Origin of the sequence: Leucobacter sp. VD1 (assembly GCF_037150695.1) — a bacterium.
Taxonomy (GTDB): domain Bacteria; phylum Actinomycetota; class Actinomycetes; order Actinomycetales; family Microbacteriaceae; genus Leucobacter.
In genome coordinates, this window is sequence record NZ_JBBCPO010000001.1 from 232329 (window position 1) to 253614 (window position 21286).

General features: G+C 67.2%; 24 protein-coding genes. 18 read left to right on the forward strand and 6 right to left on the reverse strand.

The genetic code is table 11. The annotated features are described in order from the left end of the window. Window positions 1-29: 29 nt before the first annotated feature. From rpsK to rplQ, 3 genes are all read left to right on the forward strand, one after another. Window positions 30-428, forward strand: coding sequence for a 30S ribosomal protein S11 (gene rpsK / locus WFL22_RS01205; protein WP_017885301.1), 399 nt, complete (start codon window positions 30-32; stop codon window positions 426-428). Between the two features lie 202 nt (window positions 429-630). Continuing rightward, a complete protein-coding gene (locus WFL22_RS01210) occupies window positions 631-1617 on the forward strand; it encodes a DNA-directed RNA polymerase subunit alpha (protein WP_336651522.1) in 987 nt (328 codons plus the stop codon). 45 nt (window positions 1618-1662) lie between these two features. Then, complete coding sequence (rplQ, locus tag WFL22_RS01215; RefSeq protein ID WP_336651521.1) at window positions 1663-2169, forward strand: 50S ribosomal protein L17; 507 nt, start codon at window positions 1663-1665, stop codon at window positions 2167-2169. Window positions 2170-2323: 154 nt separating this feature from the next. Here the strand turns inward: rplQ and WFL22_RS01220 are convergent, their stop codons facing one another. Then, a complete protein-coding gene (locus tag WFL22_RS01220; protein WP_336991143.1) occupies window positions 2324-4315 on the reverse strand; it encodes an acyltransferase family protein in 1992 nt (663 codons plus the stop codon). Window positions 4316-4393: 78 nt separating this feature from the next. On the opposite strand from WFL22_RS01220, the gene truA reads away from it, so the two are divergent. After that, window positions 4394-5293: a tRNA pseudouridine(38-40) synthase TruA gene (gene truA, locus WFL22_RS01225; protein WP_336991144.1), complete on the forward strand. Its 900-nt coding sequence runs from the start codon at window positions 4394-4396 to the stop codon at window positions 5291-5293. A gap of 23 nt (window positions 5294-5316) precedes the next feature. Here truA and WFL22_RS01230 read toward each other — a convergent pair whose 3' ends face one another. Continuing rightward, a complete protein-coding gene (locus WFL22_RS01230) occupies window positions 5317-5853 on the reverse strand; it encodes a PadR family transcriptional regulator (protein WP_336651518.1) in 537 nt (178 codons plus the stop codon). Window positions 5854-5927: 74 nt separating this feature from the next. Between WFL22_RS01230 and WFL22_RS01235 the strand changes: the two genes are divergently transcribed. The 5 genes from WFL22_RS01235 to WFL22_RS01255 all read left to right on the forward strand — a co-directional run bounded on the left by WFL22_RS01235 (window position 5928) and on the right by WFL22_RS01255 (window position 10167). Further along, entirely contained in the window at window positions 5928-6977 is a 1050-nt protein-coding gene (locus WFL22_RS01235) for a serine hydrolase domain-containing protein (protein ID WP_336991146.1), read from the forward strand. Between the two features lie 160 nt (window positions 6978-7137). Further along, window positions 7138-7584 (forward strand): 50S ribosomal protein L13, encoded by a 447-nt coding sequence (gene rplM / locus WFL22_RS01240; protein WP_024356799.1) that lies wholly within the window; start codon window positions 7138-7140, stop codon window positions 7582-7584. A gap of 38 nt (window positions 7585-7622) precedes the next feature. Further along, the gene (rpsI, locus tag WFL22_RS01245; RefSeq protein ID WP_336651515.1) at window positions 7623-8102 is read left to right on the forward strand and encodes a 30S ribosomal protein S9; all 480 of its coding nucleotides are present in this window, start codon (window positions 7623-7625) and stop codon (window positions 8100-8102) included. A gap of 17 nt (window positions 8103-8119) precedes the next feature. Beyond that, on the forward strand, window positions 8120-9469 hold the full coding sequence (gene glmM, locus WFL22_RS01250) for a phosphoglucosamine mutase (RefSeq protein WP_336651514.1): 1350 nt from the start codon (window positions 8120-8122) through the stop codon (window positions 9467-9469). A 332-nt stretch (window positions 9470-9801) separates the two neighbouring features. Next, the gene (locus tag WFL22_RS01255; protein ID WP_336651513.1) at window positions 9802-10167 is read left to right on the forward strand and encodes an endonuclease domain-containing protein; all 366 of its coding nucleotides are present in this window, start codon (window positions 9802-9804) and stop codon (window positions 10165-10167) included. A 139-nt stretch (window positions 10168-10306) separates the two neighbouring features. Here WFL22_RS01255 and coaA read toward each other — a convergent pair whose 3' ends face one another. Then, window positions 10307-11242, reverse strand: a complete 936-nt coding sequence (gene coaA, locus WFL22_RS01260) for a type I pantothenate kinase (RefSeq protein ID WP_336651660.1) — start codon at window positions 11240-11242, stop codon at window positions 10307-10309. Between the two features lie 128 nt (window positions 11243-11370). On the opposite strand from coaA, the gene glmS reads away from it, so the two are divergent. The 8 genes from glmS to WFL22_RS01300 all read left to right on the forward strand — a co-directional run bounded on the left by glmS (window position 11371) and on the right by WFL22_RS01300 (window position 18376). Further along, window positions 11371-13221, forward strand: coding sequence for a glutamine--fructose-6-phosphate transaminase (isomerizing) (glmS, locus tag WFL22_RS01265; RefSeq protein ID WP_336991147.1), 1851 nt, complete (start codon window positions 11371-11373; stop codon window positions 13219-13221). A gap of 40 nt (window positions 13222-13261) precedes the next feature. Next, window positions 13262-13708: a holo-ACP synthase gene (locus WFL22_RS01270; protein WP_336991148.1), complete on the forward strand. Its 447-nt coding sequence runs from the start codon at window positions 13262-13264 to the stop codon at window positions 13706-13708. Further along, the gene (gene alr / locus WFL22_RS01275) at window positions 13705-14841 is read left to right on the forward strand and encodes an alanine racemase (protein WP_336991149.1); all 1137 of its coding nucleotides are present in this window, start codon (window positions 13705-13707) and stop codon (window positions 14839-14841) included. Before WFL22_RS01270 ends, alr begins: the two co-directional genes overlap by 4 nt. Beyond that, complete coding sequence (gene tsaE, locus WFL22_RS01280) at window positions 14838-15491, forward strand: tRNA (adenosine(37)-N6)-threonylcarbamoyltransferase complex ATPase subunit type 1 TsaE (RefSeq protein WP_442918948.1); 654 nt, start codon at window positions 14838-14840, stop codon at window positions 15489-15491. Before alr ends, tsaE begins: the two co-directional genes overlap by 4 nt. Further along, on the forward strand, window positions 15488-16225 hold the full coding sequence (gene tsaB, locus WFL22_RS01285) for a tRNA (adenosine(37)-N6)-threonylcarbamoyltransferase complex dimerization subunit type 1 TsaB (protein ID WP_336991151.1): 738 nt from the start codon (window positions 15488-15490) through the stop codon (window positions 16223-16225). The genes tsaE and tsaB overlap by 4 nt, the downstream gene beginning before the upstream one ends. Beyond that, on the forward strand, window positions 16222-16692 hold the full coding sequence (gene rimI, locus WFL22_RS01290) for a ribosomal protein S18-alanine N-acetyltransferase (protein ID WP_336991153.1): 471 nt from the start codon (window positions 16222-16224) through the stop codon (window positions 16690-16692). The genes tsaB and rimI overlap by 4 nt, the downstream gene beginning before the upstream one ends. Continuing rightward, the gene (gene tsaD, locus WFL22_RS01295; protein ID WP_336991154.1) at window positions 16689-17858 is read left to right on the forward strand and encodes a tRNA (adenosine(37)-N6)-threonylcarbamoyltransferase complex transferase subunit TsaD; all 1170 of its coding nucleotides are present in this window, start codon (window positions 16689-16691) and stop codon (window positions 17856-17858) included. The genes rimI and tsaD overlap by 4 nt, the downstream gene beginning before the upstream one ends. Before the next feature lie 125 nt (window positions 17859-17983). Further along, entirely contained in the window at window positions 17984-18376 is a 393-nt protein-coding gene (locus tag WFL22_RS01300; RefSeq protein ID WP_336991155.1) for a DUF4190 domain-containing protein, read from the forward strand. A gap of 127 nt (window positions 18377-18503) precedes the next feature. Here WFL22_RS01300 and WFL22_RS01305 read toward each other — a convergent pair whose 3' ends face one another. From WFL22_RS01305 to WFL22_RS01315, 3 genes are all read right to left on the reverse strand, one after another. Beyond that, window positions 18504-19658, reverse strand: coding sequence for a class I SAM-dependent methyltransferase (locus WFL22_RS01305; RefSeq protein WP_336991785.1), 1155 nt, complete (start codon window positions 19656-19658; stop codon window positions 18504-18506). A gap of 122 nt (window positions 19659-19780) precedes the next feature. Continuing rightward, window positions 19781-20230, reverse strand: coding sequence for a DUF4190 domain-containing protein (locus tag WFL22_RS01310; protein WP_336651506.1), 450 nt, complete (start codon window positions 20228-20230; stop codon window positions 19781-19783). 46 nt (window positions 20231-20276) lie between these two features. Continuing rightward, on the reverse strand, window positions 20277-20705 hold the full coding sequence (locus WFL22_RS01315; protein ID WP_336991157.1) for a DUF4190 domain-containing protein: 429 nt from the start codon (window positions 20703-20705) through the stop codon (window positions 20277-20279). 249 nt (window positions 20706-20954) lie between these two features. On the opposite strand from WFL22_RS01315, the gene groES reads away from it, so the two are divergent. Then, complete coding sequence (groES, locus tag WFL22_RS01320; RefSeq protein ID WP_024356817.1) at window positions 20955-21251, forward strand: co-chaperone GroES; 297 nt, start codon at window positions 20955-20957, stop codon at window positions 21249-21251. Window positions 21252-21286: the final 35 nt, after the last annotated feature.

The following is a 21286-nucleotide window of genomic DNA, read 5'->3' on the forward strand; positions in this document are numbered from 1 at the left end:
ACACACAGAGCTTTTCAGGAGAACACTCAATGGCTGCACCCAAGACCGCGGCTCGTAAGCCGCGTCGCAAGGACAAGAAGAACGTTGTCGTGGGCCAGGCCCACATCAAGTCGACGTTCAACAACACGATCGTCTCGATCACCGACACCACCGGTGCCGTGATCAGCTGGGCCTCCTCGGGCGGCGTCGGCTTCAAGGGCTCGCGCAAGTCGACCCCGTTCGCCGCGCAGCTCGCTGCCGAGTCGGCTGCCCGCAAGGCGCAGGAGCACGGCATGAAGAAGGTCGACGTCTTCGTGAAGGGTCCGGGATCGGGTCGCGAGACCGCGATCCGTTCGCTCCAGGCCGCGGGCCTCGAGGTCGGTTCGATCACCGACGTCACCCCGCAGACGCACAACGGCTGCCGGCCGCCCAAGCGTCGCCGCGTCTGAATTCGTTGTCAAGCCGACTGCGGTTGGCTTCGACTGCGACCTCCCGGTCGTGGAAGAAGTCGCCGCGTCGGCTCGGCGATTTCTCCGGTCAAGCCGGACACGGCTTGACCCATCGGGGAAACCGCATACCCGATCAGAACGCAAGTTCCTCCCTTTACCCGCATGAGTCATATAGCGGACTCCAGCGAAAGGACCACACACAGTGCTCATTGCACAGCGACCCACTCTGACTGAAGAATCGATCTCCGAGTACCGTTCGCGCTTCGCCATCGAGCCGCTCGAGCCCGGCTTCGGCTACACGCTCGGCAACTCGCTGCGCCGCACCCTGCTCTCGTCGATCCCCGGTGCCGCCGTGACAAGCGTGCGCTTCGAGGGCGTCGCCCACGAGTTCACGACCATTCCGGGCGTGACCGAGGACGTCACCGAGATCATCCTCAACATCAAGGACCTCGTCGTCTCCAGCGAGCACGACGAGCCCATCACGGCGTACCTGCGCAAGACCGGTGCCGGCGAGGTGACTGCAGCCGACATTTCCGCTCCCGCGGGCGTCGAGGTGCACAACCCCGAGCTCGTGATCGCGACGCTCAGCGATTCCGCGCAGTTCGAGCTCGAGCTCACCATCGAGCGTGGCCGCGGCTACGTCTCGGCAGCGCAGAACCGCAACGAGGACGCCGAGGTTGGCCGTATTCCGGTCGACTCGATCTACTCGCCGGTGCTCAAGGTCACCTACCGCGTGGAGGCCACGCGTGCCGGTGAGCGCACCGACTTCGATCGTCTCGTCGTCGATGTTGAGACCAAGCCCGCAATCAGCCCCCGCGACGCGATCGCGTCGGCCGGTTCGACGCTTGTCGAGCTGTTCGGTCTGGCCCGCGAGCTCAACACCGCGGCCGAGGGCGTCGAGATTGGCCCCGCGCCCGTCGAGGTCGTCGCCGAGGGTGAGCTCTCGATCCCGATCGAGGATCTCGATCTCTCCGTGCGCAGCTACAACTGCCTGAAGCGCGAGGGCATCAACACGGTGAGCGAGCTTGTTGCGCTCTCCGAGGCGCAGCTGATGAACATCCGCAACTTCGGTCAGAAGTCCGTATTCGAGGTGCGCGACAAGCTCACCGAGATGGGCCTCTCGCTGAAGGATGCCGTGCCCGGCTTCGACGGTGCGCAGTTCTACAGCTACGAAGACGACAACAACTAACGATCCGGCACTGTTCGCCTGATCGCACACTTACTGGAGTAAACAATGCCCAAGCCCAACAAGGGCCCCCGCCTCGGAGGCGGCCCCGCACACGAGCGCCTGATGCTGAACCAGATGGCTGCGCAGCTCTTCGAGCACAAGCGCATCCAGACCACGGAGACCAAGGCCAAGCGCCTGCAGCCCGTGGCCGAGCGCCTCGTGACCTTCGCGAAGCGCGGCGATCTCGCCGCTCGCCGTCGCGTGATGCGTCAGATCCTCGACAAGAGCGTCGTGCACGAGCTCTTCACCGAGATCGCCCCGCTCGTCGAGAACCGCGAGGGTGGCTACACCCGCATCATCAAGACCGGTTTCCGCAAGGGTGACAACGCACCCCTCGCGGTGATCGAGCTCGTGCTCGAGCCCGTCGCCCCGAAGGCCAAGGCGAAGAAGAAGGCTGCGGCCGAGCCCAAGGCTGAAGAGGTCGTCGAGACCCCCGCTGAGGAGACCGCTGTCGAGGAGGCCGCTGAGGCGCCCGCCGAGACCGAGGCTCCCGCTGAGGAGAAGGCCGAGTAAGGTTTTCGCACTCGCAGTGCCGCAGCGCCCCGTGATCCGTTCGGATCACGGGGCGCTGCGCTGTTTGGCGCGGCTATGGACTGAGTCGGCGGGCGGATCGTGGGGCAGGCGGATCGCGCTGCGGTGGATCGCGGAGCGTCGATCGCGGGGTGAGCTACCGGCGGGGGAGCGCGAAGCCGATGGCTTCGCTGGGACTTTGCAGCTTGTCGAGTGCGCGTTGCACAGCTGCCGCGTAGATCTCGCCGCCGCTCGGATTGGGGTGGATGTCGTCCCCGGCGAGCGCATCGGGCACGCCGGTGACCGCGCCGGTCCAGTCAGCCACCACAACGCCGCGATGGGCCTCGGCATAGGAGGCGAGCAGCTCGTTGACGCCGGGAATCCAGTCGCGGTCGGCGTGGGCATTCACCAGCACGAGGGGACGCGTCCCCGCCGCGCGGTGGATCGTGTCGAGGTCTTCGGGCTGCACGGGACCGTTGGTGCCGAGGCCGACGACGAGCACGCTGCGCAGCTCGCCCTGTGAGGCGAGCTCGGCCACGATCTCGGTGCCTGCACCCATGCTTCGCGAGACCGCAGCGTCGACCGAGATCCCCGGGTAGGCGGCCTCCAATTCGGGCAGGCTCGCCAGCATCACCGAGTCGCCGACCGCGACGAGGTCGCCGCCTTCGAACGCGATGCGCGTCGTCTCGGCAGAATTCGAGGATCCGACTGCGCCAGACCCCTGGGAGCCAGAGCCCTTGGTGGCAGCGCCATCGGCACCGGCTGAAGCCGAGTCTGGGCTGTCGCCCTTGCCTGAAGTGCCCTCGGCGCCAGAAGCAACAGTAGCCTCGGCAAGCTGGTGGCTGCGCTCGAGGGCTTCCTGCCCGCGCGCGATCGCCGCCTCCGCAGAGCTCTGCTGCGGTGCCCTGACCAGTGCGACAACCGTAAGCGGCACTGTCGCGGCGAGCACCACACCGAGTGAGACGGCGACGAAGCGCCGCCGCGACGTGTGGTCGCTCGGGCGCACGAGCAGGCGCAGCGCACGACGTAGCCCGAAGCGGCGCACCGGCTGCTCCACGAAACGGTAGGAGAGCGCCGCGGCAAGAATCGTGGCTGCCAAGGTCAGCGGCGCCACCAGCCAGTCGAGGTCGGCGTTCAGGGCCGCGGCGCAAATCAGCAGCAGCGGCCAATGCCAGAGGTAGATGCCGTACGAGCGCTCGCCCACCCATCGCAGCGGCGCCATATCGAGCGCGCGGCCAATCCACACCCCCGGTCGGGTCACCGCCCACACCACGAGCAGCGAGGCAACTGTCGCCAGCTGAAAGCCCCACCGGAAGCTGGCGGGGCTGCCCTCAGCGAGGGTGAGCGCAAGCCACACGAGCGCGCCAAGGCCGACGACCGCAACGGTGCTCCAAACGAGCTGCCGCAGGGCGCCCGGATCCGCCGCCATCGAAGACCGGGAGCGCTGCAGCGCGGCCGCCATTGCCGCGCCCAGCAGCAGACCAAAAGTGTGGCTGTCAGATCCGAAATAGATGCGAGTGGGGTCAGCTCCGAGCAGTGACAGCGCCACCATCAGCGCAGCCGAGGCGAGGCCGAGCACTGCGAGTGGAATGGCGCGAGCGGCTCGGGAACGCAGCCTGACGAGCAGCAGCACCAGCAACGGCAGCACAATGTAGAACTGCTCCTCGATCGCCAGCGACCACATGTTGCGGAACAGCTCAGGCGTGTCCCGCGCGAAGTAATCGGCCCCGTTCGCGATGAACACCCAGTTGCTCACGAAGAACACAGCCCCCGCGATCTGCTGCTTGATGCCGACGAGCAGGTCTCCGCCCACCGCCAGCGCGAGCGAAGTGCTTACGAGCAGCACGAGCCCGAGGGCGGGCAGCAGCCGGCGAGCGCGGCGGCGCCAGAAGACGCCGAGGCGGATCCGCCCATCCAGTTCGTACTCTCGCAGCAGCAGCGAGGTGATGAGGAAGCCGCTCATCACGAAGAATACGTCGACGCCGAGGAAGCCGCCGGGAAGCAGCGCAGGGAAGAGGTGGTAGCAGAGCACCAGGCCGACCGCGACGGCTCGCAGACCGTCGAGACCGCCGAATCGGGCGGGTCGCGGGGCAGGAGTGGGCGGGGGAGGAGTCATGGGAAGCTTTCGGCGCTGCGAGGGAGCGCGCATCGGACCATCCTACGCGCGGAAGCCGAGAACGAGCCGGGGCAGGCACGCCCGTCGCGCGGCATCTGGCAGGATCGAGGCGTGACTTTCGAATCGCCTCTCACGCGCCTGCGCCTCGACCTTGCCTACGACGGCACCGATTTCTCGGGGTGGGCGGCGCAGCCGGGGTTGCGCACCGTGCAGGGCGAGATCGAAGCCGCCCTCGCGGTGCTGCTGCGCACCGGTGCGGGCGACGCCCCGCGGCTGACCGTTGGCGGCCGCACCGATGCAGGAGTGCACGCCCGGGGCCAAGTGGCGCACCTCGACGTCAGCGACGCCCAACTCGCCAAGTGGAGCGCCCGCCGGGGCGAAGACGCGGGCCGTGGCGACGCGGCGGAGTCGGCGACACGGGCACGCAAACTGAACGGGGTGCTGAAGCGCTCGGCACCCGACGTCGTGATCCATGAGGCGAGGGTCGTGCCCGCCGCGTTCGACGCCCGCTTCTCAGCCCTGCGTCGCCGATACGAGTACCGGCTGCGGGGGGAGGGGATGCGCCGCGATCCGCTCACCGCGCGCTTCACCGCCGACGTGCCGAAGCCACTCGATCTCGCCGCGATGCAGTGGGCGAGCGACGAATTGATCGGCCTCAACGACTTCACCACTTTCTGCAAAGCCCGTGAGGGCGCGACCGCGGTGCGCGATCTGCTGAGCTTCGAATGGCGCAAGACCGAGGACGGCGCCTACGCGGCGCGCATCGAAGCCGACGCGTTCTGCCATTCGATGGTGCGCGCGCTGGTGGGCGCGGTGGTGGCTGTCGGCAGCGGGCGGATCGGTCACGATGAACTCGTGACCCTCCGAGATGCCCGCGAACGGTCGAGCCGCTTCACAGTGATGCCGGCGCACGGGCTGTCGTTGGAAGAGATCGCCTACCCCGCCGATGCCGAGCTCGCGCTGCGGGCCGAGCAGACGCGGGCGCGGCGCGATCCGCTCTCGGGCGAGTGAATCAGACGGTCCTGGGGGTGCGATCAGTCGTGTTCGGCCTCGGCGAGCTCGGTGAAGAAGGCTCGGCCCAGCCCGTGGGTGCGCAGGCCGTACTCGACGGTGAGGCGCTGGTAGCGCGCCAGCTCGCGATACTGCTCGGGTACCTCAGCGGCGTCGATCATCGTGGCGAGGGATTCGAGCCGGGCTTCGTCTTCGGCCGCGCGCTGCGCGATGTGTTCGAGCACGGCGCGGCGCTCGGCGGGTGAGGGCAGCGCGCCGAGGAAGTACAGCCGTGAAAGCGCTGCGACTTCCAGATCGCGATCGGCGATCGGGCCGAGCATCCAGTTACGGAACGCGGATCGGCCCTCGGCGGTGACGGCGTAGACCTTCTTCGCCCGCCCACCGTCGTGCTCCTCGGTGACGGTGACGAGCCCGTCGCCGAGCAGGCGCTGCAGCGCTTGGCGCTGCGCGCCGAGGCTCGCCGCGTAGAAGAGCGAGATGCCTGCCTCGAAGAACTTGTTGAGGCTGTAGACGGTCTGCGGGCCCACCGCGATGAGGAGGCCGAGAACTACGTACGCCACGGGCGCCTTTCCGGTATGTTATTCAAAGTAATGTTTCTTTGAGTAATGTTAGTTCGTTCGTGTTAAGGATCATCATGCCCGATCAGTCCGACATGTCCCTGGAGCCGCTGCGCGCCCGCTTCGATCGCATTACCCGGCGGCGGGGGAGACTCGGAGCGCCCCAGGTGTTGCTGCGCGCCCCCGGCGTTGAGTTCAGCTATGGCGATCAGTCGACGCCTTTCCACGCGGCCAGCATCGGCAAGCTGGCCACGGGCGCCATCGTGCTGCAGCTCGCGCGCGGCGATGCGTTCGACCTCGACTCCGGCATCGACGCACTGCTCCCGGCGCGCGAGATCACGGGGCTCTTCGCCCCCGGCTCTCGCCCGCCCACGGTGCTGGAACTGCTGCGCCACACCTCCGGTGCAGCCGACTACTTCGAGGGTGACCGCGGCCGCCGGAATGGCCTCGTGCGCGTCGTCGCAGCTCAGCCCGACCGAGTCTGGACCCCCGCCGAGATGCTCGACTTCGCCCGAGACCATCACCGGCCTGTCGGGCAGCCTGGGGAGCGCTTCCGCTACTCCGACACGGGCTACGTGCTGCTTGGGCGCCTCATAGAGGAGGTGAGTGGCGTCGCCTATCACGAGGCCGTTCGGGATCGCATCATCGAGCCCCTCGGGCTCGAGCGCACCTTCCTGCCCGGCCTCACCTCGCCGATCCGTGGCGAAAGCCGTCTCGCAGCCTGCTACGTCGGACGCGACGACCTCAGCACCTCCGGTGCGCTGAGCTGCGGCTGGGCCGGAGGTGGCATCGCTGCAACGCCGGCCGACCTCATCACCTTCAGTGAGGCGCTGCACGGAGGGCGGCTCGTCACGTCGCGAGAACTTGCAATCATGATGGAAATGCGCAGTCGGGTGCGCGGTGGCATTCACTACGGTGCGGCCATGATGGAGCTGCGCTTCGACGGATTCTCGCCCCTGCTGCGCGGACTGCCGAGACCCGTCGGGCACCTCGGATCCCTCGCCACCTACCTCTTTCACGACCGAGCCCGGGGCTCCCATCTCGTCATGAACTTCCATGCCCGGCGCGAAATGTCTCGCGCGATCCGGGCGGCGATCGCCGTTGAGAGCGTGCTCAGCAGCCGCTGAGCCCGGGAGCTCAGCCCGGATCCGAAGCTGTGCTAAAGTAGACATTTGGTGCGCAAGCACCCGATTTGTTGAGCCCTCCACGCGCCCGAGCACCCCCAGGGGACCGGGCATCGGAGTGGGATCCACGAACACCTCCAATTCGACAGAAAGCAGCACTCCAGTGACTCGCACATATTCGCCGAAGGCCGCCGATCAGAAGCATGATTGGCTCGTCATCGACGCCACCGATGTCGTGCTCGGCCGCCTCGCCTCGCACGCCGCAGCTCTGCTCCGCGGCAAGCACAAGCCGACCTTCGCCCCCCACATGGACATGGGCGACTACGTCATCATCATCAACGCCGACAAGGTCGTGCTGACCGCCAACAAGGCGGCCAAGAAGCTCGCCTACCGCCACTCGGGCTACCCGGGCGGCCTGCGCTCCGTCAGCTACACCGAGCTGCTCGAGAAGAACCCCGAGCGCGCCGTTGAGAAGGCCATCCGCGGCATGCTGCCGAAGAACTCGCTCGGAGCCGACCTGTTCCGCAAGCTGAAGGTCTACCGCGGTGCAGAGCACCCGCACGCGGCTCAGCAGCCCACCCCCTACACCTTCGGCCAGGTCGCGCAGTAATCGCGGCGACGACGAGACATTCAGAGAGAGACTGCACAGTGACTGAAGAGCAGACCGTGGCCCCCGAGAGCTACACCACCGAGACGCCCGCTTCGCAGGCGACCGTGTCGACCCCCCGCCCCGCGCTCACCGTTCCCGGTGCCGCTGTGGGCCGCCGCAAGCAGGCCATCGCCCGCGTGCGCCTCATCCCCGGTTCGGGCAAGATGACCGTCAACGGTCGTGAGCTCGACGAGTACTTCCCCAACAAGCTGCACCAGCAGCTCATCACCGATCCCTTCACCGTGCTCGAACTGGGCGGCTCCTACGACGTGATCGCCCGTATCGTCGGCGGCGGCCCCTCGGGCCAGGCCGGCGCGCTCCGCCTCGCGATCGCCCGTGCGCTGAACGAGATCGACGCCGAGCACAACCGTCCGACCCTCAAGAAGGCCGGCTTCCTGAGCCGCGACGCTCGCATCAAGGAGCGCAAGAAGGCCGGTCTCAAGAAGGCCCGCAAGGCGCCTCAGTACTCGAAGCGCTAAGCAGGAAGCACCCTTTCATGGGACGCCTGTTTGGCACCGACGGGGTTCGTGGTCTAGCCGGGGTCGATGTGACCGCCGAGCTGGCCATGAACCTCGCTCACGCAGCGGCTCTCGTACTCGGGCGTTCAGCCCGGGGCGAGAGCCGTCGCGCTGTCGCCGTCGTGGCGCGCGATCCGCGCGTATCCGGTGAGTTCATCGCCGCGGCGGTGTCGGCCGGGCTTGCCGCAGCCGGAGTCGATGTGCTCGACGCCGGTGTGATCCCGACTCCCGCCGCCGCCTACCTCGTCGCCGACACCGGCGCCGATTTCGGCGTGATGGTCTCGGCCTCGCACAACCCGGCCCCCGACAACGGCATCAAGTTCTTCGCCGAAGGCGGGCGCAAGCTCGCCGACGACATCGAAGACGAGATCCAAGCGGCAATGGATCGCCCGCGGATTGCGGTCACCGGTCGCGAGGTGGGGCGGATCCGCCGCTTCGCCGACGCCGAAGACCGCTACCTCGTGCACCTGCTCGGCACCCTTGAAGGGGTGCGGCTGGAAGGTTTGCACGTCGTGCTCGACTGCGCCCACGGTGCGGCAGCCGGCATCTCGCCAGATGTCTTCACCGACGCCGGCGCGAAGGTCACCGTCATCGGCAACGATCCCGACGGCTTCAACATCAACGACGGCGTCGGATCCACCCACCTCGAACCGCTGATCGCAGCTGTGCGTCAGCACGGCGCCGACCTCGGCATTGCGCACGACGGTGACGCTGATCGCTGCCTCGCGGTCGACGGCAGCGGCGATGTCGTCGACGGCGACAAGATCATGGCGATCCTCGCGCTCTCCATGGCCACCCGCGGTCGCCTCGAACGCAACACCCTCGTGGCCACGGTCATGTCGAACCTCGGCTTGAAGCTCGCGATGGCCGACAACGGTATCGATGTCGTCGAGACCGGAGTGGGCGACCGCTACGTGCTCGAAGCCATCAATGAGCACGGCTACTCGCTGGGTGGCGAGCAGTCGGGTCACGTCATCATGAGCGATTACGCGACTACCGGCGACGGCATTCTGACGGGGCTGCACCTTGCCGCTGAGGTCAAGCGCACGGGCAAATCGCTCGCCGAGCTTGCGCAGTGCATGACCGTGTATCCGCAGGTGCTCGTGAACGTGAAGGGCGTGGACCGCACCGGTGTGGCCGGTGATGAACTGCTGCAGCAGGCCGTGCACCAAGCCGAGATCGCCCTGGGCGGCAAGGGGCGGGTGCTGTTGCGCCCATCCGGCACCGAGCCCGTGGTGCGGGTGATGGTCGAAGCCGAGCATGAGGAACAGGCTCAGCGTCTGGCCGACGATCTGGCCGCCATTGTGCAGGAGCGGCTCGCGGTCTGAGCTGGCTGGTCGTTTCCCACGGTATGTGATCTGCCGTGGATATGGAGGTTCCTTCGAAATCTCCATATCCACGGCATTTTTCATAGCTACGAACCTCGCTCACAGGGGAGGTTTCGGCTCGGGCGAGGTGAATTGTCCACAATTTTATGGATCCTGGCCTTTGGTGGGGGAACATCGTCCAGGCTGAGGCCATGCTTCGAGAGATCCTCGCCTCCTACGATGGCGTTGTTCGCACCCCGTGCCCTCTTCGAACACGGGGTGAGCAAGCACCGTGTGGCCTGCGCCGTGTCTGATGGCAAGCTGGTACGAATCAGAGGCTCGTCGATCGATCCGTGCTCGAACGGCTGCCCCTCGACGGGACCGTGCGGGCGCTGCTCGCGCAGACCACCCCCTTCGCTGACTCCGGGCTGGAGACATACGTGAGGCTGCCGCTGCGGAGATTCGGGGTGCGGATCGTCTGCCAATCCTGGTTGTGCGGACATCACGTCGATTCCGTCATTGGTGAGCGGTTGGTGCTGCAGATCGACGGCGCCCACCACACAGGTCGTCAGCGCTCGAGCGATATCACCCACGATGCCGAGCTGAGATTGCGAAGGTTCACCGTGTTCCGGGTCTGCTACGAACAGGTGATGTTCCGGTGGCCTGAGGTGCAGGCTCTGGTCATCGATGCCATCGCCCAGGGTCTGCACCTGGACTGAGCCGTGGGGCATGTCGTTGAAGCGCTGTGTTCAGTATGGGATCTGCCGTCGATATGGAAGATCCGGGTGAGAGCGGCATATCTCCGGCAGATTCCATATGGACGGGAAGGGGGGAGGATGGGGGAATGGGGACGGATCCCTACAGCTTCCTCAACAGCACCTTCTGCACGCGGTGATCCGCCTCCTTGCGGAGCACCAGGGTGGCCCTGGCCCGCGTGGGCCTGATGTTCTCGACGAGGTTGGGCTCGTTGATGTTGTTCCAGAATTCGTCGGCGATGGCGCTGGCCGCCTCGTCGTTGAGCGTGGCGAAGCGGCGGAAGTGCGAGCGCGGGTTGGAGAACGCGCTCTCCCGCAGATGCAGGAATCGCGTTCGGTACCAGCGCTGAATGTCGGACACTCGCGCGTCAACGTACAGCGAGAAGTCGAAGAGGTCGCTCACCGCGAGCGGGTGCTGCATCGAGGCCGGCTGCAGCACGTTGAGCCCTTCGACGATGAGGATATCGGGCTGCCGCACAACGGTGAACTGGTCGGGCACGATGTCGTAAACGAGATGGCTGTAGACCGGGGCGCGCACTTCCTCGACGCCCGCCTTCACCTGCGACACGAAGCGCAGCAGGGCGCGGCGATCGTACGACTCCGGGAAGCCCTTGCGGTGCACGATGCCGCGGCGCTCGAGCTCGCGAGTGGGGTAGAGAAAGCCGTCGGTGGTGACGAGCTGCACGTTCGGCGTCTCGGGCCAGCGTGCCAGCAGATCTCGCAGGATGCGCGCGACCGTCGACTTGCCCACGGCGACGGATCCCGCGATCCCGATCACGAAGGGGCTCTGCCGCTCGCCGTTGCGCTGCAGAAAGCCTCGCGTGCGCTGATGCATCTCGCGAGTCGCGATCGCGTACTGGTTGATGAGGCGGCTGAGCGGCAGGTACACCTCGGAGACCTCGGCGAGGTCGAGCGGTTCGCCGAGGCCGCGGAAGGCGTCGATTTCCTGCTCGGTGAGCGGCATCGGCGTCTCGCCGGCGAGGCGTGACCACTCCGCCCTGTCGATCTCCGTGAACGGTGAGGTGAACTCGGGTCGCATGAGCGCTTGCGTGTCGGTGCTCAGCGTGCCGCGCTGGTTCGCGGCGCGGGGATCGTCGTCGACACGCGCAGGGTCAGGGGTGCTGTACTCGGCCATTGTTCATCCATCGTGCCACTAAACTTGACCTCATGTGTGGAATCGTCGGATACGTCGGCCCCAACGATACGGTTGAGGCGCTCATCACTGGTCTGCGGCGCCTCGAGTACCGCGGCTACGACTCTGCGGGTATCGCGGTGGTCGATGAGGCTGGTGAGCTCGCCGTTCGTAAGCGCTCGGGCAAGCTCGCGCGGCTTGAGGAGCTGCTTGAGGTGAGCCCTGTGCAGGCCACCGGAACCGGTATCGGGCACACCCGGTGGGCGACGCACGGTGGTCCCACCGATATCAACGCGCACCCGCACCTCGGTGACGGCGGCAAGCTTGCCCTGATCCACAACGGCATCGTCGAGAACTTCGCCGAGCTGCGTGCCGAGCTCGAGGCCGACGGCATCGAACTGCTCAGCGAGACCGATACCGAGGTCGTAGCAGCGCTTGTGGGCCGTGAGGTGGCGCGCCAAGGCGATCTGGAGGCCGGGTTCCGTGCGGTAGTCACTCGCCTGCACGGCACCTTCACGTTGCTCGCGATGCACCGCGATGAGCCCGGCAAGGTGGTGGCGGCTCGCCATCACTCGCCGCTCGTGGTGGGTCTCGGCGAGGGCGAGAACTTCCTCGGCTCGGACGTGGCAGCCTTCGTGTCGTCGACGCGCCGCGCCGTCGCGGTCGATGAGGACAACATCGCGATCATCACCCCTGACGAGGTGCGTATCACCGATTTCGCGGGCAATCCTGTCGAGTTCTCCGAATACGAGGTGCAGTGGGATGCGGATGCTGCCGACAAGGGCGGCTGGTCGTCGTTCATGGCGAAGGAGATCAACGAGCAGCCCGACGCCGTCGCAAACACGGTGCGCGGTCGCATCTCGGAGACCGGTGTCGAGATTCCCGAGCTCACCGAGCTTGGAGATGAGCGGCTGCGCGGCATTGAGCGGATCATCATCATCGCCTGCGGCACGGCGTCGTACGCCGGTCAGGTCGCCGCGTACGCGATCGAACAGTGGGCTCGCATTCCCGTCGAGGTGCAGCTGAGCCATGAGTTCCGCTACCGCGACCCGGTGCTCTCGGATCGCACGATGGTGATTTCGGTGAGCCAGTCGGGCGAGACGATGGACACGCTCATGGCTGTGAAGTACGCGATCGAGCGCGGTGTCACCACTGTTTCGGTCTGCAACACGCAGAGCGCAACGATTCCGCGCGAGTCAGATGCTGCTGTGTACACGCACGCAGGCCCTGAGGTTGCGGTCGCCTCCACCAAGGCGTTTATCGCGCAGATCACGGCGCTGTACTTGGTAGGTCTGCACCTGGGCCGCGTGCGTGGCACGCTGTCGGCAGAGGTCGCGGCTCAGGCTGTGCAGCAGTTCGAGGAACTGCCCGAAAAGGTGCGCGAAGCTGTTGAGACGCACGACCAGATCGCGCAGCTGGCGCACTGGATGGCTGACACCCGTTCGGTGCTGTTCCTCGGTCGCCATGTGGGCTATCCCGTGGCGCTAGAGGGCGCGCTGAAGCTCAAAGAGATCGCCTATATTCACGCCGAGGGTTTCGCCGCGGGCGAGCTGAAGCACGGCCCGATCGCACTTATCGACCACGGGCAGCCTGTGTTCGTGCTGGTGCCGAGCCCGCGCACGTCGCCGCTGATGCACTCGAAGGTTGTGTCAAACATTCAGGAGATCCGCGCGCGCGGTGCCAGGGTGATCGCCGTGGTTGAGAAGGGCGACACTGCGGTGCTGCCCTTCGCCGACGAAGTGATCAGGCTGCCGCTCGCCGATGCGCTCTTCGAGCCGCTGCTGCAGGTTGTGCCGCTGCAGTGGTTCGCGCTCGAGCTTTCCACGGTGAAGGGTCTCGACGTCGATCAGCCGCGCAATCTCGCGAAGTCGGTCACGGTGGAGTGAGCCCCTCGCTCATTCCAGCGCAGTCGGAACCAGCACAGCCATGATCAGGGGCATCGGCGTCGACACCGTCGATATCGCGCGTTTCGAGCGACAGCTTGAGCGCACTCCTGCATTGCGGGCGCGGTTGTTCACGCAGGCCGAGCGCGAGTTGCCGCTCGCATCCTTGGCTGCTCGGTTCGCGGCGAAAGAGGCGCTCATCAAGGCCCTTGGCGGTTCTGCGGGGCTGGGCTGGCATGATCTCGAGGTGGTGCGTGACGCGGATCGCGCACCGTCGTTCGCTGCGACGTCTGCGCTTGTGGAGGCGCTCGCGGGGAGCGGTGCGGATCGCGCGCACCTTTCGTTGACGCATGACGCGGGGGTGGCAACGGCGTTCGTGATCGTGGAGTCGGCGGCGCCGATCGCAGGAATGTCGGGGGTCGGCGGTACGCTCGCAGCATCGCCGACGCCGGATGGTCCGACGCCGCAGCAGGGATCGGAGACGACATGAGAACAGGATCGATGCGGGTCGCGGAGATCTCTCTGTCGGCGATCAGGCACAATGTTGCCCGTGTGCGCGAGCTGACCGGCGGCGCGGTGATCGTGGTGGTGAAGGCCGACGGCTACGGTCACGGTGCGAGCATCGCCGCTGAGGCCGCCCTCGCTGGCGGAGCCGCGATGGTGGCAACCGCTGATCTCGAGGAGGCGCTGGCGCTGCGTGAGGCGGGGATCGAGGCTCCGATTCTGTGCTGGTTGCACGGGGTGCGCGTCGATTTCGCTGATGCTGTTGCCGCAGATATCGAGATCGGTGTGAGCCGAGTGCAGCAGCTCGAAGCGCTCGCCGATGCGGCGCGGCGGGTGGGCCGAACCGCTACGGCCCAGCTGAAGGTCGACACGGGGCTCAGCCGCAACGGGGCCGCTCCAGATGAGTGGGCGGGGCTGTTCGCGCGAGCCGCTGAGCTTGCGCAGCAGGGCTTGGTGCGCGTGCGCGGCGTCTTCAGTCATCTTGCGAATGCCGGTGATGAGCATGACCGGGGCCAGGCCGCGCGCTTCGACGAGGCGATCGCTCTGCTGCGCGAGGCGGGCATCGATCCTGAGATGCAGCACCTGGCTGCCAGCGCGGCGACACTCTCCTCACCGCATCTGCACTACAACACCGTTCGCGTGGGAATGGCAGCCTATGGGCTGAGTCCTTTTGCCGATAAGACCTCGGCGCAGCTGGGGCTTGTGCCTGCGATGACACTGCGTTCTGAGATCGTCGCGCTGCGCGGTGTTCCGGCAGGCACGGGTGTCTCCTATGGCTTTAATCATGTCTGCGAGACCGCGACGACGCTCGCGCTTGTGCCCATGGGGTACGCCGATGGGATGCCGCGCGCGCTCAACGGTGCTGGCGCTTGGGTCACGGTGGCGGGAGAGCCGCGGCCCATTGTGGGGCGGATCGGCATGGACCAGTTCATCGTGGACGTGGGCCCTCTGGCGGGTCGGGTGGCGCTGGGAGAGCCGGTGGTGCTGTTCGGCGACCCTGAGCTGGGGCATCCGCCCGTGGAGATCTGGGCCGGGCTGATGCGCACGATCAACTATGAGATCGTGGCGGGGATCGGGTCTCGGGTGCGGCGCGTGGCCTCTGACGGAGGTGCCGAGTGAGTGGCGAGGGGCGCGTGGTGCGCTTGAGCGTGGCCGACCCTGAAGCGATGCATCGGCTCGGTGTGCGACTCGGCGGGCTGCTGACCGCCGGTGATCTGGTGCTGCTGACGGGGCCGCTGGGGGCAGGCAAGACCACTCTCACGCGCGGCATTGGTGAAGGGCTCGGGGTGCGGGGGCCTGTGCAGAGCCCTACCTTCGTGCTGGCGCGCACACACCCGTCACTCGTGGGCGGTGCACCGCTGGTGCACGTTGATGCGTACCGGCTCGGCGGGCTCGCTGGAGAGAACGACGGCGGGGCCGACGAACTCGACGATCTCGATCTTGATTTCGAGGGCTCGGTGGTGGTGGCCGAGTGGGGTGCCGGAGTGGTCGGTGTGAGTGATTCCTGGATCGAGGTGGTGATCGAGCGACCGCGCGGTGCTGGTGCTGGTGCTAACGATGAAGCTGCGGTTTCTGGGCAGCACAGCGACGACGACACTGAACCCGACTGGGGCGAGACCATCGTTGAGCGCCGTACCGTCACGGTCAAGGGCTACGGGCCGCGCTGGGGCGGGCCATCAGAGGATCCACTCGCGGCGATCGAGGCCGAGGCTATTGCCGGTGACAGCCAGAGAGATGATTCCCGCGATGCGGGAGAGGAGCTGCGATGAGTGAGGCGATCGAGCAGACGCAGGGGGTGCCCGCTGTTGCACAGGCGCAGGCACAGGTCCAGGCCCCGGCTACGGCGTCCGCGCCGCGCTACCGAGAAGTCGCAGCGCCCGAGCTGGGCGACAGGGTGCTGCTCGCGATCGATACCGCGATCGGCACGGGCGTAGCGGTGGGCGCCGCTGGGCGCATCTTCGAGGTGTCGAGCGATGACCCGCGCGGGCACGCCGAGGCGATCGGTCTGCTGCTTGCCGAAGTGTTCCGGTGGAGCGGGGTCTCTCCGACCGAGATCACAGGGGTGGTTGCCGGTATCGGGCCCGGGCCGTTCACCGGACTCCGCGTCGGTATTGCGGCAGCGCACGCCTTCGCCGTCGCGAGGCGCGTTCCACTGCTTCCGCTGCAGGGCCACGAAGCGGTGGCGCTCGATCTGCTCGGAGGGGCGAGCAGCGGGGTGCGTGTGGTGCAGGACGCCCGCCGACGCGAACTCTTCGTGACCGAGTTCTTGGGTCTCGACTGGGCGGGCATTCCTGAGCGAGTGGCAGGCCCGGGGCTTGTCGCTCGCATTGACTACGAAGCCGTGCCCAACGAGGTGTGGCCCGCGAGCATTCCCGCAGCGTCGCTCGTGGGCCTCGCGGCGCGACGTCTGGCGGCGGGCCGCGACTTCGAGGCTGATCGCGCGGTGTACCTGCGTGCCCCCGACGTCAAGCTGCCAGGGGCTCCGAAGCGGGTGAGTTCATGAGCCGCCCGGCAGGCCTCACGCTGCGGGATGCCGCAGCGAGTGACCTTGACGCGATCTGGCAGATCGAGAGCGACGTCTTCGGATCCGATGCCTGGAGCCGCGAGATGATGCGCGAAGAACTCGCCGCCGACCACCGCCGGTACCTGGTGCTTGTCGACGTCGACGGGGCAGTGCAGGGCTACGGCGGCCTGCTGATCGTCGGCCAAGAAGGCGACGTGCAAACGATCGCCATCGCTCCTGCTGCACGCGGCAACGGGCACGGGCGTCGGCTCATGCGCGCCCTGCTCCACGAAGCCGAACAGGCAGCAGTGCGCGAGGTCTTTCTCGAAGTGCGTGCAGACAACCCCGTCGCCCGCGGCCTCTACCGCTCGCTCGGCTTCGAAGAGCTGGGCGTGCGACCCCGCTACTACCAGCCAGACGGAGTCGACGCGGTCATCATGAAACTCGAGACGAAGGGTGGTCGATGAACGACTCAGACACCTCCGGCCAGAGCAGCGCACCCCTCGACGGCGTCGACAGCACCAGTGGCGAGCCGCTCGGCAGCACCCCCGACACGAGCGGCGAGCCGCTGGTGCTGGGCATCGAGACGAGCTGCGATGAGACCGGCGTGGGTATCGTGCGCGGGCGCACGCTCCTCGCTAATGCGATCGCGTCGTCGATGGACGAGCACTCTCGCTTCGGCGGGGTGGTGCCCGAAGTCGCAGCGCGCGCGCACCTCGAAGCGATGACCCCCACCATCAACCGTGCGCTCACCGAAGCCGGAGTCACCCTCGACGAGCTCGACGCCGTTGCCGTGACCTGCGGCCCCGGGCTCGCAGGCGCGCTCATGGTGGGCGTCGCAGCCGCGAAAGCGCTCGCAGTAGGCCTTGGCAAGCCCCTCTACGCGGTGAACCACCTCGTGGGCCACGTTGGTGCCGACCTGCTGCAGGGCGACGGTCTCCGCGAGGCAGTGGGGGCCGTCGGCGAACTCGAACTGCCCACTATCGCGCTGCTCGTCTCGGGCGGGCACACCTCGCTGCTGCTCGTGCGCGACCTTGTGAGCGACGTCGAAATGCTTGGCGAAACCATCGACGACGCGGCCGGTGAGGCCTTCGACAAGGTCGCTCGACTGCTCGGCCTGCCTTACCCGGGCGGGCCCCAGATCGACCGCGTCGCAGCCGAAGGCGATCCGCACGCGATCCGCTTCCCGCGAGGGCTCACCCTGCCGAAAGATCTCGAACGGCACCGCTACGATTTCTCCTTCTCGGGGCTCAAAACGTCAGTGGCACGGTGGGTCGAGAAGCACGAGCAGAGCGGTGAGTCGTTGCCCGTCGCCGACGTCGCGGCAAGCTTCCGCGAGGCCGTCGCCGACGTGCTCCTCACAAAGGCGCTCGCCGCTTGCCGCGATCTTGGAGTGCCGCGCTTGTTGCTCGGCGGAGGCGTCGTTGCCAACGCGAGGGTGCGCGAACTCGCGCGAGAGCGCTGCGAAGCCGCCGGGGTCGAACTGCGCGTGCCGCCGCTCTCGCTGTGCACCGACAACGGGGCGATGATCGCCTCGATCGGGGCGCAGCTGGTGGCGGCCGGTCACGAACCATCGGGGCTCGGCTTCGGCGCCGATTCGACCCTGCCCGTGACCGAGATTCAGGTGCGCTGACTGCGGACACGCTTTGGTCACGACTCGGTGACGCTGCGGCACAGGGTCGCGGTGGGGGTCCGCTCTTCATTATGGTTAAAGAGCGATCGGGGGAGCGCCCCGTCAAGCTTGATCGAAGGAGCATTATGTCTGATACCCAGCCCGGCGGCCAGCAGCCCGCCGAGAACCCCGTCCAGCCTGCGGCACCGGCCTACGCTGCAGCCGCCCCGGCACCTCAGAGCACCCCCGGCAAGACGCTCGGCATTGTGGGCCTGATCGTCGCGTTCCTCATGCCGCTCATCGGCCTGATTCTCAGCATCGTTGCTGTGGTGCAGTCGCGCAAGGTCGGCGCGAGCAACGTGCCCGGCATCGTCGGCATCGTGATCGGCGCTCTCGGCACCATCGGCTACATCATCCTCATCATCACCCTCGTCGGCCTCGCCGGTGTGGGCGTCGACGCGGTGCAGCAGTGCATGAACGGCGCCGAGTTCGTTGAGATCGCCGGGCAGACCGTTTCCTGCGCCGATGTGAACTACTGATCGACGCGTGACCTGCGGGGCGGGTTCGGGATTGTCCCGGATCCGCCCCGCTTCGTGTTTCCGTGCTGGTTCGCGCTATCTCGCCGCGAACCTCATCGGGGAATCGGGAACGCAACAGCTGCTGCGGTCAGCAGCGCTCCGTCAGCAGTGCGGTGTGACGGCCGTGCTCATCGCGTGTGAGGAAGAGCGTGGCACTGTGCGCGCCGCGCAGCTTCAGGCGGCGTCGCAGCGCTGCAGGATCCACGTCGGCACCGCGCTTCTTGATCTCGAGCGTGCCGATCTCGCGGGCCGCGAGGGCATGCCGCAGATCCTTCTCGCGGGGGCTGAGCGTTTCGAGCACCCGGAATCCGCTCGCGAAAGGTGTGTCGACGTGCGTATCGCTGGTGAGGTAGGCGATCCCGGCCGACAACATTCCGGCTCCCGTCTGTTCAGCAAGGGTGCCGATCAGACGGGCGCGAATCACCGCACCGTCGGGTTCGTAGAGGTAGTCGCCGAGGCTGCGCACCTCAGCGTCGTCGGCGTCGTGCGCGGCCGTGAGTTCGGCGCTGTCATCGGTGCCGCGCAGCACCAGCGCTGCCCGTCGCACGCCGGATCGTGCGGCGGATCCGAACCAGAGCCCGGTCTCAACGAGCTGGCCGTCGACCGAAATCCACTGGGCCTCGGCAGTGTCGGGGATGAGTTCGCGGTCGAGGCCGGGGCCGAGCTTGATGCCCGTCGGCCGTTCATCGGCGAGGCCGAAGGCGAAACGCAGCGAGGGCGAGTAGTCGTCGGGTGAGGCGAGCCTGCGGGTGCCGCTGTGCCCGGCTGTGCGTCGGGCCGGGTCGAGAAATGCGGCTTCGGCATCGCCAGGGCCGATCGCCTCTGCATCGCCGACGCGCACGAACGGCTGCGAGGCGCCGAGGCGTGCGGCGGCAATGGAGAGGTTGTGCTGGGCGAATGCTGCGGTGAGGGGGTCGAGTTCGACGGGGTGCACGGTGAGGCCCGCTTCGAGAAACGCCAGAGACTCTGCGCCGATACCGCAGCCGAGATCGGCGACGGAGTGACAGCCGGCTTTGCGGAAGCGCTCGGCGTGCAGCGCGGCGACGCGCGCCCGGGTGGCCTGTTCCAGGGCGGCGCGCGTGAAGAGCATGTCTGCGGCTCGCTCACCGAACTTCGCTGCGGCGCGGGCTTGCAGATCGGTCTGCGTCAGCGCCGCTGCGAGCAGATCGGGGTCGGTGCCGTCGGCGCGGAGGGCTCGTGCGAGCTGGTCGAGGCTGCGCCCTTCAGCGAGCCCGGCAGTGATGCGGGCGAGGAGGCGTGCGCCTGTTGGAGCGGTGAGTTGCTCCCAACCGGGGGAGGCGAGTGCTGTGCGCTCGCCCGCCCCGGTGGTGCCGTCTGCTCCGGTTGCTGTCACCGCGGTGGCGGTCAGTAGCCGCTCGCCGAAATGGCGAAGCCGATGGCGACGATGTAGAAGAGCAGCAGCAGCACCCAGAAGCCGATTGCCACGTAGCCGACGATGAGGCCGGCGATTGCCATGCCGCGCCCGCTCTCGCCGGTGCGCTTGATCTGATTCAGTGAGATGTGCCCCATCACGACGCCGCCGATCGCGAAGAGCGCGAAGGTGAAGAGGCCGACGATGCTTGCGATCATCGAGAGGATTGCGAGCGTGTTGGTGGGTGCGGAGGTGACATACGCGGCCTGGTAGCTCTGCTGCGCATAGGGCTGTGAGTACGCCTGCTGGGGCGCAGCATACTGCGGCTGCTGCGGCTGCTGCGGCTGCGCGTACACCGGTGCGGCGTACTGCGGCTGCTGGCTCGCGTTGCCCGCCTCGGGTTGCTGGGGGGAGTCGCCGACGGGCGGCTGGGGGTGAGTCACGGGGTTCCTTTCGGCGAACGAGGTGCGACGGCGGGGCGTCGGCGGATCAGTAGTAGAGATCGGATCCGCTGATCATGCTGCCCATCGAAGCGAACATCATGGCGATGAAGCCGATGTAGGCGATGAGGAAGATCGCGAGAAACGCGAAGTAGGCGTAGCCGACGATCATGCCTGTCAGTGCGAGGCCGCGACCGGCGTCGCCGGTGCGCTTGATCTGGGAGAGGCCCATGTGACCGAAGACGATGCCCGCGATGGGCACGAGGAAGCCGAAAATGACGGCGAGGACCGCGTAGGTGTTGGTGTCGCCGAGGGTGGTGGCCACGGCCGACTGCGGACGGTAGGCGGTACGCGGTGCGGCCTGCTGCTGGTACTGTGCGGCGTTCGTATCGGCCTGGGGTGCCGCGGCATGCGGTGCCGCGGGGTAGGGCGTCGTGGGCTGCGTGCCGGGCTGCTGGGGAGGGATCGGGGTGGTCATGACTGCTCCTCGAGCGGTTGCTGGATCCCGATCCGCGGGATGCGCATCGGCTGTTCCTTCTGATTCTAGGCGGCGCGGGGAAGAAGAATCTTGGTCGATGGCGGCGGATCCCGTTCGCTGTTGGCGATCCGCCGTCGTCCGGCTGGCACTCCCCTTGCGAGAGTGCTAGCCGGGGTTCTAAACTCTGCTGTAGAGCGCTCGCACGAGGCGGGCGCGAGAGAACGTTCAGACATTGGAAAGAGGTCAACCGTGTCGGTAGCCATCAAGCCGCTCGAGGATCGTATCGTCATCAAGCAGGTCGAGGCAGAGCAGACCACCGCGTCCGGTCTGGTGATTCCGGACAGCGCGAAGGAGAAGCCCCAGGAGGGCGAGGTCGTCGCAGTGGGCCCCGGCCGCGTGGCTGACAGCGGCACCCGCATCCCCCTCGACGTCGCCGTGGGCGATGTAGTGATCTACTCGAAGTTCGGTGGCACCGAGGTGAAGGTCGGCGGCGCCGACTACCTCGTGCTCTCGGCTCGCGACATCCTCGCGGTGGTCGAGCGCTAAGACGCTTCCTCGCGAACAGGCCGGGCCCCGATCTC